A 12,975-nucleotide genomic window follows, 5' to 3' on the forward strand; every position below is an offset into this window, starting at 1 on the left:
TATGTTTTTAAGAAGTGCGCGGGCTTCGGTCATGCTGGCAACAGCGATTGGAGCCTTACTTGTGTCTAATCGACGGGTATGGCAGCCATGACAAACAAAGCCCCCTCCCAGCGCCAGCTTCGCGTCGGCGAGCAGGCGCGGCATGCATTGGCGGAGATCCTGCAGCGTGGCGAGGTGCGCGACCCGGTAGTGGAAGATGCGGTAATCTCCGTTTCGGAAGTGAGCATGTCCCCTGATCTCAAGATTGCCACCGCCTTTGTCTCCCCGCTTGGCGCCGGCGACAAGGATGAAGTGGTTGCCGCGCTTAATCGCAACGCACGGTTCATCCGTGGACGGGCAACCGGGGCACTCAGGCAGTTGAAATATATGCCCGAGTTTCGTTTTCGCCTCGACACGAGCTATGAAAATTTCCAGAAGATCGACCGGATTCTGAAGTCCCCCGAGGTCGCCCGCGATATCGAACGCGATCGCGACGAAGAAAGCTGATCGGCGCAAAAGAAGAAAAAGAAAGGAACTCGATGGCGCGTCGCGGGAAGAAAAAGGGCCGGCCGGTTTCGGGCTGGCTTGTGCTGGACAAACCGGCTGGCATGGGTTCGACGGAAGCCGTTTCCAAGGCAAAGTGGCTGTTCGGCGCGCAAAAGGCGGGACATGCGGGCACTCTCGACCCGCTTGCCTCAGGCATGCTGCCGATTGCCCTCGGCGAAGCGACGAAGACAGTTCCCTATGTAATGGAGGGCGCCAAGGTTTACCGTTTCACGGTCGCCTGGGGGGAGGAGCGTACCACCGACGACCTGGAAGGGCCGGTGGTGGAAAGCTCGGAGAAGCGTCCCACTGAGGCGGATATTCGCGCGCTATTGCCGCGCTATACCGGGCTGGTCATGCAAAAACCGCCGCAGTTCTCCGCCATCAAGATCGGCGGTGAGCGTGCCTACGATCTGGCGCGGGAAGGCGAGGCAATTGAGATCCCGGCGCGTGAAGTCGAGATAGGCCGGCTTGATCTCGTCTCCGTTCCCGAGCCGGGCAATGCCGTCTTCGAAGTGGAGTGCGGCAAGGGGACCTATGTACGCAGCATTGCCCGCGACATGGGCCGTGATCTTGGTTGTTACGGACACGTGGCCGAACTACGCCGCACCGAGGTGTACCCGTTTGAAACCGCACAGCTCGTTCCGCTGAAGGAATTGGATGACGCCGCATCCGAGGCGGAAGACCAGGACGCGCGTTTCGCCGCGCTTGATCCTTATTTGCTCGATACGGCCGCAGCACTTGATGGCGTACCCGAAATAGGGCTCAGCGACGATGCGGCCGCGCGCCTGCGGCTCGGCAATTCGGTCATCGTTCGCGGGCGTGACGCCCCAGTCGAGGCACCGGAAGCATGGGCCAGCGCGCGCGGGCGGCTGGTCGCGATAGGCATGGTTGAAGCCGGCATGTTCAAGCCAAAACGCGTTTTCAGCATCTGACGGTAGATCGGGAAAAGCTGGTGTAACTGGCTGGTATTGCAACGAATGCCGGAGTCCCGCATTGACAAGACACTGCGGTTGGGCTGGCACGATGACGACAGACGGGAACAATCCAGGCGTGAGCGCCCCCGAGACCAAACTCAGCTTTGGGCGAAGGCTGCGAACCAGTCTTGCCAGCCCGAAGCCCATTGGCTTTTATCTCTTTCTACTTATCGCGGTGACGGTCATCCCGGCCATTGCAATCGCTGCTGTCCTGCTCCACCGAAATGACGCCGCTCAACGGGAAGTTGTGCAGACGCTCGCGGAGGCAATGGCGGACTCGATATCCGAGGCGGTAGAGCGTGAGTTGACTGGCATGACGACCGCACTCCGTGTCCTCTCCACCACGCCATCCCTGACGTCCGGAAACATCGAGGAGTTTTACAGCCGGGCCAGAACGGCGCTGGCCGAAACAGGTTCATATCTCATTCTGCTGGATGAGAACCTCAATCAACTTATGAATACGCGCGTTCCTTATGGCACACCGCTAGGCCGCACGTCGGACCCCAGGTCATCTCGGCAGGCGCTGGAATCGCGCACCGCCACTATTTCCGGCGTTTTCTTTGGTCAAACATCGCAGCAATGGGTCTTCAATGTCGCTATGCCCCTCTGGCCGGAGGATGAACCGCCGCGCGTCCTGATCATGACGCGCGATGCGGCCTCGATGGCAGACACACTGTCCCAGTCGATGTTGCGCGGGGGATGGAACGCCACGTTGGTCGACCAGAATGGAATCGTAATCGCTTCTTCATTTCTGTCAACAGACACGGGCAAGCCGTTCTTTCTCGACGTAACAAACGGCTCCTCGCGCCAGACGGCGCGTCTGACCGATCAGATGAATGAGGAATCCTATATCGCTATTGTCGATGAATCGCAGTTCAGCGGCTGGCGTGTGGTGGTCTGGGCGCCGGCGGCTGTTGTCGAGGAGCCAACACGGCGGTCATTGCGGTTTCTCTTCGGCGGAAGTCTGGTCGTAATCGCCATAGGCACACTCGCCGCCTGGTATCTCGGCCGCCAAATCGCCAAGCCCGTGCGCCACCTAGCCCAGGATGCCCATCGCCTTGGGGCGGGGGAGACAGTGGACGCGACCTCCTATCCCGTGGCTGAGGCTACAACGGTTTCCGCCGCGCTGGCGGAAGCGGCCCTCGACCGCAAAGCAGCGGAAAACGAGATCCGGCTCCTCATGCGGGAAGTTGCGCATCGCGCCAAGAACCAGCTCACCGTGGTTGCTTCCATGGCCAAGCAGACGGCGCGCACGACGCAATCCGTCCCGGCGTTCCTCGATTCCTTTCAGAAGCGGCTCTATGGCCTTGCGCGCTCGACCGACCTTCTGATCGCCGGCGGTGCGACGGGTGTGGAACTGCGAGAGCTTCTTCTCGTGCAGATCGAACCATTCAAGCCGGACGACCCGACACGCCTTGAGCTTTCGGGGCCGTCATTTCGGCTCGACAGCCAGGCCGCTCAGACGGTCGGGCTGGCCATTCATGAATTGGCCACCAACGCGGCTAAATATGGCGCCTTCGCTGCCAGGAATGGGCGGCTGGCCATTACCTGGCGCATAGAGGAAAAGATGCTGGTCATCGTGTGGCGTGAGTATCTGCCGGCTCTCCGGCACCGCCCCGGGGAAAGCGGCTTCGGGACGAAAATTATCGAAAGAATGATAGGCGGCACGCTGGAGGCGCAGATTTCCCGAAAGTTTCATAGCGATGGGCTCGAATGTATTTTTCGCATTCCGGCGCATCGGGTATTGCCGAACGATGGTCGGAACGCCCCATCGGTGTAGCGGGCGCGCGATTTTCGCTGGCAAACCTGCGTGTTATACACTATATGCGCTCCATCATTGCGTGTTGACGCATGATGGATGGCCCTTGCTGGACGACATCCTGGCTACGGGCGACTTTTCCTCGATTTAGAAAGGGTATGCGATGTCGATAACTGCCGAGCGCAAGCAGGAAATCATGACTGAATTCGCGACCGCCAAGGACGATACCGGTTCGCCGGAAGTCCAGGTCGCGATCCTGACGGAGCGCATCAAGAACCTGACCGAGCATTTCAAGGACCACAAAAAGGATAATCATTCCCGCCGTGGTCTGCTTCAGCTCGTCTCGCAGCGCCGCCGACTCCTTGATTACGTCAAGAAGAAGGATAACGAGCGCTACAGATCGCTGATTGAAAGGCTTGGCCTGCGCCGCTAATTATCGGTTGGCGGATCCCCGGCGGGGATCCGCCTCCGGTGAAGGGCCGGCCGCCAAGCGGCCTTGCGAAACCTCCTGGAGATCCGGGAGAAGTCGACGGACAGGTCATGGGGCAGGATTGCAGGATTCTTGAAGCTGCCGAGCGGCATATACGAGCCTCCTGTTGTCTTGCCCGTGGCTCGTCCCGAATGGAAGACGAAGGAATGCGTGCGCCGAGAGATTGCGGACGGCCTTCGATAGCTAAGGACAAGACATGTTTAACGAACATAAAGTGGAAATTGAGTGGGCGGGACGTCCGCTCACCCTGGAAACGGGCAAGATCGCCCGCCAGGCAGACGGTGCCGTAGTCGCCACCTACGGAGAGACGGTGGTTCTGGCCACGGTCGTTTCGGCGAAGGAGCCGAAGCCGGGTCTCGATTTCTTCCCGCTCACCGTGAACTACCAGGAAAAGACCTTCGCCGCGGGCAAGATCCCCGGCGGCTTTTTTAAACGGGAAGGTCGCCCGAGCGAAAAGGAAACGCTCACTTCCCGTCTTATCGACCGGCCCATCCGCCCGCTGTTTGTCGATGGATACAAGAACGATACGCAGATCATCCTGACCGTATTGCAGCACGACCTTGAGAATGACCCGGACATCGTCGCCATGGTTGCGACCTCGGCCGCGCTCACACTTTCCGGCGTGCCTTTCATGGGCCCCATCGGTGCGGCGCGGGTTGGCTATATCGGCGGCGATTATGTTATCAATCCGCACATTGACGAGATGGACGAGTCGCAACTTGACCTCGTGGTGGCCGGCACGAGCGACGCTGTTCTGATGGTCGAGTCGGAGGCGCAGCAGCTTTCCGAAGATGTGATGCTCGGCGCGGTCATGCATGGCCACAAGCATTTCCAGCCGGTTATCGACGCTATTGTCAAGCTGGCGGAAGTGGCTGCCAAGGAGCCGCGTGAGTTCCTTCCGGAGGATCTCTCCGAACTCGAAGGCGAAATGCTGAAGGTCGTCGAGAACGATCTGCGCGAGGCCTATAAAATCACCGACAAGCAGGAGCGCTACGCCGCGGTCGATGCCGTTAAGGCCAAGGTAAAGGAGACTTTCCTTCCCGAAGATGCCGAGGAGCACGCGTGGGCGCCGGAACAGGTCGCGACCGTTTTCAAGGCGCTGCAGGCCAAGATCGTCCGCTGGAACATCCTTGATACCGGCACCCGCATCGATGGCCGTGATCTGAAGACCGTCCGGCCCATCAACGCGGAAGTCGGCGTTTTCCCGCGCACGCACGGATCGGCCGTCTTCACCCGCGGCGAGACGCAGGCCATGGTGGTTGCGACGCTGGGAACAGGCGAGGACGAGCAGTTTGTCGACGCCTTGACCGGCACCTACAAGGAAAGCTTCCTTCTTCACTACAATTTCCCGCCCTATTCCGTGGGCGAGACCGGACGCGTGGGTGCACCCGGCCGCCGCGAAATCGGCCATGGCAAGCTGGCATGGCGGGCCATTCATCCGCTGCTGCCCGGTCCGGATCAGTTCCCTTACACGATCCGTGTCGTCTCGGAAATCACCGAGTCCAACGGCTCCTCCTCCATGGCGACCGTATGCGGCACGTCGTTGGCTTTGATGGACGCAGGTGTTCCAATCAGCAAGCCCGTTGCCGGCATCGCCATGGGGTTGATCAAGGAAGACGATCGTTTCGCCGTTCTTTCCGACATTCTGGGCGATGAGGATCATCTGGGCGACATGGACTTCAAGGTTGCCGGAACGGACGACGGCATTACCTCGCTTCAGATGGACATCAAGATCACCGGCATCACCGAGGAAATCATGCAGGTCGCTCTCGACCAGGCCAAGGGTGGCCGCATGCATATTCTTGATGAGATGGCGAACGCTCTGTCGGAGAGCCGCGGTGAGATCGGCGAATTCGCGCCACGCATCGAAGTGATGCAGATCCCGACCGACAAGATCCGCGACGTGATCGGCACCGGCGGTAAGGTCATCCGCGAGATCGTCGAGAAGACCGGCGCTAAGATCAACATCGAGGACGACGGCACGGTGAAGATCGCCTCGTCCAACGCAAAGGAGATCGAGGCGGCGAAGAAGTGGATTCACTCCCTGACGGCGGAGCCGGAAGTCGGAGAGATCTACGAGGGCACGGTCGTTAAGACCGCCGACTTCGGCGCCTTTGTGAACTTCTTCGGTCCGAAGGACGGTCTGGTGCATATTTCTCAGCTCGCACCGGAGCGCGTGCAGAAAACCACCGATGTCGTCAAGGAAGGCGACAAGGTCTTCGTCAAGCTGATGGGCTTTGACGAGCGCGGTAAGGTACGGCTGTCCATGAAGGTCGTCGATCAGGAGACCGGCGAGGAGATCAAGAAAGAGCAGGCCGAAGCGGCTGATAGCTGATTTCTTCGCACATGCATTATAAAACGGGCGCGGCTCATGCCGCGCCCATTTTGTTGTCACCATGATCTAGCTCGTTTATGTCCAATTCCCTCGCCACCCTTTTCTTCCCGTTTCACCATGGACTCCTGGATGCACCGCGTGCAGGAGAGCGTCTTGTTGTGTTCGGTGCGGGCGCCGGTTTGCGCCTTCCTCCGGACTTCAGGTCCGAGATTGTGGCGGTGCAGGGCTTGCGGCCGGACTACCTGAGCCTGGAAAGGGCCGGGTACAAGGTCACGCCGACTCTCGAGGGCGAGAATTTCGATGCAGCCTTTGTGCTCCTCGGCCGCCACCGGCGCGAGAACGAGCTGCAACTCGCCCAATCTCTCGCCTGCCTGAAACCGGGTGGTCTTCTTGCTGCGGCCGGTGCGAAGAAAGACGGTGCCGCAAGCCTGGCCAAGCGGGTGGCGAAGCTTCTGCCGCTGGAGAACCAGTTGTCGAAGCATCATGGCGTGGTGTTCTGGGCGCGTCGCCCGAATACACCGGATGCGGTTCCGCTTCAGGCACTCCTCGCGCATCCGATCAGGACAGGGGAAGGCTATGAGACAGCCATTGGCGGCTTTTCGGAGGGCGGGGTCGATCCGGGGTCGCGCTTGCTGGCCGATAGCCTGCCGGACGATATTTCAGGCAGCGTTGCAGATTTTGGGGCGGGTTGGGGATATCTGTCCCTGCGGCTGGCCAAACGTTTCTCCTTGCAGATGCTCGATCTGTACGAGGCGCACAACCGGTCGCTCGATGCTGCGCGCGGTAATCTTGCCGCGCATGCCTCTGAAACGCCCTGCCACTTCTTCTGGCAGGATCTTTTGAGCGAGCCCGTGGAACAACGCTACGACGTCATAGTCATGAATCCGCCCTTTCACCGCGGACGCGCCGCGGAGCCCGACCTGGGGCAGGCAATGATTCTGGCCGCATCCAAGGCTGTGAAACCACGCGGGCGGCTCTTTCTGGTCGCAAACCGCGCTTTGCCATACGAGACGGTCGTGAAGGCAAACTTTACCCGCCAAGGCGAAATCTGCCGCGATTCCTCTTTCAAGGTTCTTTGGGCGGTCAAATAGTTTCAGGCTCGAGCGAAACAAACGCTGTGAGAGCGCCGCTATTGCTCCTGTTCGGCTTCTTCCGCTGCCTCTCCGGAGTGTTTCAACTCCTTCAGCGTTGGCATTGAGACCGTATTATAGCCCGAATCCACGTAATGAATCTCACCGGTCACACCCGACGACAGGTCCGATAGCAGGTAAAGGGCCGAACCGCCGATTTCGTCGATGGAGACCGTGCGGCGCAGCGGCGAGTTGCGGCTCTGATAGGTGAACATATGCCGGGCATCGGAGATACCGGCACCTGCCAGCGTACGCACCGGGCCGGCGGAAATGGCGTTGACGCGGATGCCGCGCGGGCCGAAATCATTGGCCAAATACCGCACACTCGCCTCCAGCCCCGCTTTCGCCACGCCCATCACATTGTAGTTCGGCATTACCCGCATCGATCCGGCATAGGTGAGCGTCAGAAGCCCACCGCCGTTCTCCATCATCGCCGCCGCATGGCGGGAGACTTCCGTGAAGGAGTAGCAGGAGATCACCATCGTGCGGATGAAGTTTTCCCGCGTGGTATCGGCGTAGAGCCCCTTGAGCTGGTTGCGGTCGGAATAGCCGATGGCATGGACCAGGAAATCGAGGGAACCCCACTCTTCCTTCAGCGTATCGAAAACGTGCTCGATGGAGCCGCTATCCTCCACATCACAGGGAAGCAGGAGCTTCGATCCGGCTTCCGCGGCGAGGGGCTTGACGCGGCGTCCGAACGCCTCTCCTTGATAGGTAAAGGCGAGCTCCGCGCCATGTTGGGCAAGCGTCTTGGCGATTCCCCATGCGATAGAGTGATCGTTGGCGACCCCCATGATCAGGCCGCGCTTGCCCTTCAGCAAAGTGTCCATTCCGTCCTCAGTCTGCGTAACGCTGAAAAACGAGCGTCGCATTGGTGCCGCCGAAACCGAAGGAATTCGACAACACGGTGTCGATCTTGGCGTTGTCGATGCGTTCACGCACGATCGGCACACCTTCGAACTCGGGATCGAGCTCCTCGATATGCGCGCTTTCGCCGATGAAGCCTTCCTTCATCATCAGAAGGCCGTAGATGGATTCCTGCGCGCCTGCAGCGCCCAACGAGTGGCCCGTCAGTGACTTGGTCGAGGCGATATGGGGCATGTCGTCCCCGAAAACCTCGCGGATACCGGCGATCTCGCGCGAGTCGCCCACATCCGTCGCCGTGCCATGCGTATTGACGTAATCGACCTTACCGTCGACGGTGGAGAGCGCCTGGCGCATGCAGCGCATCGCCCCTTCGCCGGAGGGCGCCACCATATCGAAGCCATCCGATGTCGCGCCGTAGCCGACGATCTCGCCATAGATTTTGGCGCCGCGCGCTTTCGCGTGTTCCAGTTCCTCCAGAACCAGAACGCCCGCGCCGCCGGCGATGACGAAGCCGTCGCGATTGGCATCATAGGCGCGCGAGGCCGTTGCGGGCGTGTCGTTGAACTTGGACGACATCGCACCCATGGCGTCGAAGAGGTTCGACATGGTCCAGTCGAGATCCTCGTGTCCGCCGGCGAAGACCATGTCCTGCTTGCCCCACTGGATCAGCTCGTAGGCGTTGCCGATACAGTGCGCCGATGTGGAGCATGCGGATGTGATGGTGTAGTTGACGCCATGGATCTTGAACCAGGTCGCCAGCGTGGCAGAAGCCGTCGAAGACATGGCTTTTGGCACTGCGAAGGGGCCGATACGCTTGGGGCTGCCTTTCTCCCGCGTTGTATCCGCCGCTTCGACGATCGTGCGCGTGGAGGGGCCGCCCGAGCCCATGATGATGCCGGTACGCTCGTTGGTGATGTCGTCCTGCTCGAGCCCGGCATCGGCGATGGCCTGGTCCATGGCGACGTGGTTCCACGCCCCGCCCTTGGATAGGAAGCGCATGGCCCTCCGGTCGACCAGTTCGCTCGGATCGAGCGTCGGCGCGCCCCATACCCGGCAGCGGAAGCCGTGTTCGGCGAAATCCTCCGAAAATGTGATGCCGGACCTGGCGTCGCGCAAAGAGGCTGTAACCTCCTCCGCGTTATTGCCGATCGATGATACAATGCCGAGGCCGGTAACTACGACGCGTCTCATGTCGCTCTCCCTGGGGCTTCGAGGCGGGTCGCCCGCATCTGTTCGTGGTACACGGCCGGCCTATGCAGTTTCCTGCTTGGACAGGCCGACCCTGAGGTCGGTTGCCTTGTAGATCGGCTCTCCGTCGGCTTTTAGCCAGCCATCGGCGATGCCCAACACAAGGCGGCCGCGCATAACGCGCTTGAAGTCGACACCGTACTCCACCTTTTTGACATCGGGTGTGACCATACCCTTGAATTTAACCTCGCCGGTCGACAGCGCCATGCCCTTGCCGGGCAGGCCGAGCCAACCGAGAAAGAACCCGGTCAGCTGCCACATCGCGTCGAGACCGAGACAGCCGGGCATGACTGGATTGCCGATGAAGTGGCATTCGAAGAACCAAAGATCGGGCTTCACGTCGAGTTCCGCTCGAATGCAGCCCTTGCCGAACTCTCCGCCTTCTTCGCTCACTTCGGTGATCCGGTCGAACATCAGCATGGGCGGCGCGGGGAGTTGCGCATTGCCGGGTCCGAATAGCTCGCCGCGGGCACAAGCCAAGAGATCTTCGTAATCGTAGCTGGATTTCGTCTGCGCCATCTGTTCCCGTTCTCATTGTCCGCCCTGTTGCCGGGCTGGTGTAATCTGGAATTCCCTATCACAGCTTGTTTCCGGTAGGAAACAGGTGGAAGCTAATATCCGATGGCGATTTGCCACGCCAGAAGGTGTTGGGGTCTTACAGCTATTGATCGGCCGTATTTGGCGGAATATATGTGGAAACATGATGGAGCCCCCTTTGCGTGGGCCTGGAAACGAATCTGAGCGACAGGAAATTTCTTGACCGCTGAACTTAACGCTTTTGCGCTGGAAAATCGTGTTCGCGAGGCGGGTTTGCGCCCGACCCGTCAGCGCATTGCGTTGGCCGAGTTGCTCTTCGCCACCGGCGACCGGCACATATCCGCCGAGGAGCTGCACGAGGAGGCTCAGGAGGCGGGCGTCCGCGTCTCTCTTGCCACGGTTTATAATACTCTGCACCAGTTCACCGAGGCCGGCATGCTGCGTATTCTGCCGGTGGAGGGCTCGAAGACCTATTTCGATACCAACACCTCCGACCACCATCACTTTTTCCTGGAGGGAGAAAACCGGCTGGTCGATATACCAGAAGGTCCGGTGACGTTGGCCAATCTGCCGTCCCCGCCGGAAGACATGGAAATCGCCCATGTCGACATCGTCGTGCGGCTCCGACCGAAAGCGACCAGCTGATCCGGCCCTCGGTAACGCGGCGGCGAGCATCTCAACCGTTCTTCAGAACCTTCTCGATATCCCACGTGGTGTGGTTCGTCAGTGTTTTCGGCACTTCTCCGGCAACACGGCTGAGCACCTCCTTGTGGAGCGTTTTGCGTAGCGAGCCCAGCACTTGCGGCGGCGCAACCAGGATAATTTTTTCGAAGCCCCCGCGATGGGCGAGCTTGTACAGGCGCCCCGCCATTTCATCGGCAAAGCGCTCCTGCTCGATGCGGTGCCAATCCGTCTCGTCGAAGCCGCTCTTGTGCACGTTCCCTCCGTCGAAATAGCGGCCCGGCGTGTCCGTACCCTGCTCGCGGGTGGGCGGATTGTCGTCCAGGATCTCACGCACCACCTCCAGATTCGGATACTCCGCATCGCCTTCATTGCGCAGAAACAGTGCCTTTTCGCCGTCGGCGACCAGAACCCAGATGCCGTGCTCGAGCCGGATATCAGCCATCATATTCTCCCTGGACGCTGTCATTCCCATGCACGCCAAACGCTCGGCGGGAAACGGCGTTCCACGCCGCCGTGCTCACTCGCAGGATGATTTTTCTGTTGTGGCGATCAAGTACGCAAAAGCGATTGCCAGGCGCTGACCAGGGACGCGAGTGCGTTTCTTCTGAAGTTCGCGGCGTGAAGGCACAATCCGGTCCTCAATCGGAAGGATGAGCCCGATGGCTGAAGGATCGGCAAAGCTGAATGCATTCCCCGTCTTCATGCGGGTGGACCAGCGGCGCGTCGTCATCATCGGCGGTGGTGAAGAGGCGCTCGCCAAGGCGCGGCTTATGGCGCAGTCGAGCGCCGAACTCGTCATCGTGGCCGAGTTGCCGGAGCCACAGCTAGCCGTGTGGGCTGCCGCAAACGGCGTTCACCTGTTGCTTGAGGCCTACCGGCCGCACCATCTCGACAACGCGGCGCTGGTCTTTGCGGCCACAGGCGAGGAGGCGGCCGACCGCGCGGTCGTGGAGGATGCGCGTGCCCGCTCGATTCCCGCCAACGCCGTCGATCGGCCGGAGCTTTGCGATTTCTACACCCCCGCCCTGGTGAACCGCGCGCCCGTTGCTGTCGCGGTCGGCACGGAAGGGGCGGGGCCGGTGCTCGCGCAGATGATCCGCGCGCGCATTGACCAGATGCTGTCGCCTTCTCTTGGCCGTCTGGCGACGATGGCGGCCTCCTATCGTGAGGCGGTCGACCAGCGTGTGCCGAAAGGCTTGGCGCGCCGCCGCTTCTGGAAGTCTTTCTTCACGGGCCATCCCGCCCGTGCGGTCGCGGTTGGTGATCCATCTGCTGCGCGGCAAGCTGCCGATGAACTCCTCGATAGCCGGGGCTTTGAGCTCGGCCATGTCGCACTGGTAGGCGCGGGGCCGGGCGCCGAGGATCTCATCACTTTGCGCGCTCAGCGCCTGCTGATGGAAGCCGATGTAATCGTCCATGATGCACTGGTGCCGGAGGCGGTGGTCGCCATGGGGCGCCGCGATGCCGAACGCATAGCCGCGGGCAAGCGCAAGGGCTGCCATTCGAAGACCCAGAATGAAATAAATGCGCTGCTGGTAAAACTCGGTCGTGAGGGCAAGCGCGTTGTGCGCCTGAAATCCGGCGATCCGCTGGTCTTCGGACGTGCTGGCGAGGAAATGGCCGCTCTGCGCGATGCGGGTGTTCCCTATGAGGTCGTACCGGGCATCACTGCCGCCTTTGCTGCTGCCGCGGATTTCGGATTGCCTTTGACGCTGCGCGGCGTCGCATCGTCGTTGGTGTTTACCACCGGCCACGATCTCAAGGGCGAGGCACTGCCCGATTGGGCGCGGCTTGCCATCGATGGCGCCACGGTGGCGGTCTATATGGGCCGCTCGACCGCGGCGGAGGTGGCCGGGCGCCTGCAGAACGCCGGGCTTTCGCCCGACACGGCCGTTGCGGTGGTGGAAAATGCCAGCTTGAGCAACCGCCGCCTCTTCCACGGCACGCTGGAGGATCTGCCTGCCTTGGCTACCCGCACCGATCTGACCGGCCCGGTCCTCACAATTATCGGCGATGCGGTCGCCGGGTCCGACTTCTCGCACTCGGAGCCGCTGGTGACGCATGCGAAAGCGCCTGTCCCGGCGCGGATCAGGGAGTGAAATAATGAAGCTGTTGACAGCAAACCGGCTCAGCGACGGCGAGGCCGTATGGCTTGGCTCAGGCGAGCGCTGGGTGGAGAGCATCGATCAGGCCGAGCTCGCTCGCGACAAGGAGGCTCAGGAGCGTCTGGAGCAGATCGGACGTGAGGCGCAGGCGCGGGACGAAGTGGTCGATGTGAACCTCATTGACGTCGATCTTGTTGATGGCAAGGCCCGTCCGATCCGCCTCCGAGAGCGTATCCGCGCCGCAGGCCCCACCATTCACCACCAACTCGGCAAACAGGCGCGCAAAACCGCCATTGCGCCGGTCTGAAAAACGTCAGGGAA

13 protein-coding genes are annotated in these 12,975 nt (G+C 60.9%); 9 read left to right on the forward strand and 4 right to left on the reverse strand.

The features are described from left to right. The first annotated feature begins 78 nt into the window (after nucleotides 1-78). The 6 genes from rbfA (at nucleotide 79) to LY631_RS03615 (ending at nucleotide 7,174) form a co-directional block, all read left to right on the forward strand. Nucleotides 79-486: a 30S ribosome-binding factor RbfA gene (gene rbfA / locus LY631_RS03590; RefSeq protein ID WP_274423733.1), complete on the forward strand. Its 408-nt coding sequence runs from the start codon at nucleotides 79-81 to the stop codon at nucleotides 484-486. Between the two features lie 32 nt (nucleotides 487-518). After that, a complete protein-coding gene (gene truB / locus LY631_RS03595) occupies nucleotides 519-1,457 on the forward strand; it encodes a tRNA pseudouridine(55) synthase TruB (RefSeq protein ID WP_274423734.1) in 939 nt (312 codons plus the stop codon). Nucleotides 1,458-1,548: 91 nt separating this feature from the next. After that, on the forward strand, nucleotides 1,549-3,279 hold the full coding sequence (locus LY631_RS03600; RefSeq protein ID WP_274423735.1) for a sensor histidine kinase: 1,731 nt from the start codon (nucleotides 1,549-1,551) through the stop codon (nucleotides 3,277-3,279). A gap of 142 nt (nucleotides 3,280-3,421) precedes the next feature. Then, nucleotides 3,422-3,691 carry a 30S ribosomal protein S15 gene (gene rpsO, locus LY631_RS03605; protein ID WP_274423736.1) on the forward strand — a complete coding sequence of 90 codons (270 nt, stop codon included), beginning with the start codon at nucleotides 3,422-3,424 and terminating at the stop codon, nucleotides 3,689-3,691. A 253-nt stretch (nucleotides 3,692-3,944) separates the two neighbouring features. Beyond that, nucleotides 3,945-6,083, forward strand: a complete 2,139-nt coding sequence (gene pnp / locus LY631_RS03610; protein ID WP_274423737.1) for a polyribonucleotide nucleotidyltransferase — start codon at nucleotides 3,945-3,947, stop codon at nucleotides 6,081-6,083. A 77-nt stretch (nucleotides 6,084-6,160) separates the two neighbouring features. Then, complete coding sequence (locus LY631_RS03615; protein ID WP_274423738.1) at nucleotides 6,161-7,174, forward strand: class I SAM-dependent methyltransferase; 1,014 nt, start codon at nucleotides 6,161-6,163, stop codon at nucleotides 7,172-7,174. Nucleotides 7,175-7,212: 38 nt separating this feature from the next. On the opposite strand, the gene fabI is transcribed toward LY631_RS03615, so the two are convergent. Genes fabI through fabA form a run of 3 tightly spaced genes read right to left on the reverse strand, consistent with a single transcriptional unit; the run spans nucleotide 7,213 to nucleotide 9,847 of the window. Next, a complete protein-coding gene (gene fabI / locus LY631_RS03620) occupies nucleotides 7,213-8,043 on the reverse strand; it encodes an enoyl-ACP reductase FabI (protein ID WP_274423739.1) in 831 nt (276 codons plus the stop codon). Nucleotides 8,044-8,050: 7 nt separating this feature from the next. After that, nucleotides 8,051-9,271 carry a beta-ketoacyl-ACP synthase I gene (gene fabB, locus LY631_RS03625; RefSeq protein ID WP_274423740.1) on the reverse strand — a complete coding sequence of 407 codons (1,221 nt, stop codon included), beginning with the start codon at nucleotides 9,269-9,271 and terminating at the stop codon, nucleotides 8,051-8,053. Between the two features lie 60 nt (nucleotides 9,272-9,331). Next, entirely contained in the window at nucleotides 9,332-9,847 is a 516-nt protein-coding gene (gene fabA / locus LY631_RS03630; protein ID WP_274423741.1) for a 3-hydroxyacyl-[acyl-carrier-protein] dehydratase FabA, read from the reverse strand. Nucleotides 9,848-10,084: 237 nt separating this feature from the next. Here fabA and irrA point away from each other — a divergent pair, with 237 nt between their 5' ends. Next, a complete protein-coding gene (gene irrA / locus LY631_RS03635) occupies nucleotides 10,085-10,510 on the forward strand; it encodes an iron response transcriptional regulator IrrA (protein ID WP_274423742.1) in 426 nt (141 codons plus the stop codon). Between the two features lie 31 nt (nucleotides 10,511-10,541). On the opposite strand, the gene LY631_RS03640 is transcribed toward irrA, so the two are convergent. Further along, nucleotides 10,542-10,991 (reverse strand): host attachment family protein, encoded by a 450-nt coding sequence (locus LY631_RS03640; RefSeq protein WP_274423743.1) that lies wholly within the window; start codon nucleotides 10,989-10,991, stop codon nucleotides 10,542-10,544. A 217-nt stretch (nucleotides 10,992-11,208) separates the two neighbouring features. On the opposite strand from LY631_RS03640, the gene cysG reads away from it, so the two are divergent. Both cysG and LY631_RS03650 read left to right on the forward strand, forming a co-directional pair. After that, nucleotides 11,209-12,648 (forward strand): siroheme synthase CysG, encoded by a 1,440-nt coding sequence (gene cysG, locus LY631_RS03645; RefSeq protein ID WP_274423744.1) that lies wholly within the window; start codon nucleotides 11,209-11,211, stop codon nucleotides 12,646-12,648. A 4-nt stretch (nucleotides 12,649-12,652) separates the two neighbouring features. Next, nucleotides 12,653-12,961 carry a DUF2849 domain-containing protein gene (locus LY631_RS03650; RefSeq protein ID WP_274423745.1) on the forward strand — a complete coding sequence of 103 codons (309 nt, stop codon included), beginning with the start codon at nucleotides 12,653-12,655 and terminating at the stop codon, nucleotides 12,959-12,961. Nucleotides 12,962-12,975: the final 14 nt, after the last annotated feature.

The sequence above is a fragment of the Chelativorans sp. YIM 93263 genome (assembly GCF_028767125.1).
In the GTDB taxonomy this organism is placed as follows: Bacteria; Pseudomonadota; Alphaproteobacteria; order Rhizobiales; family Rhizobiaceae; genus Chelativorans.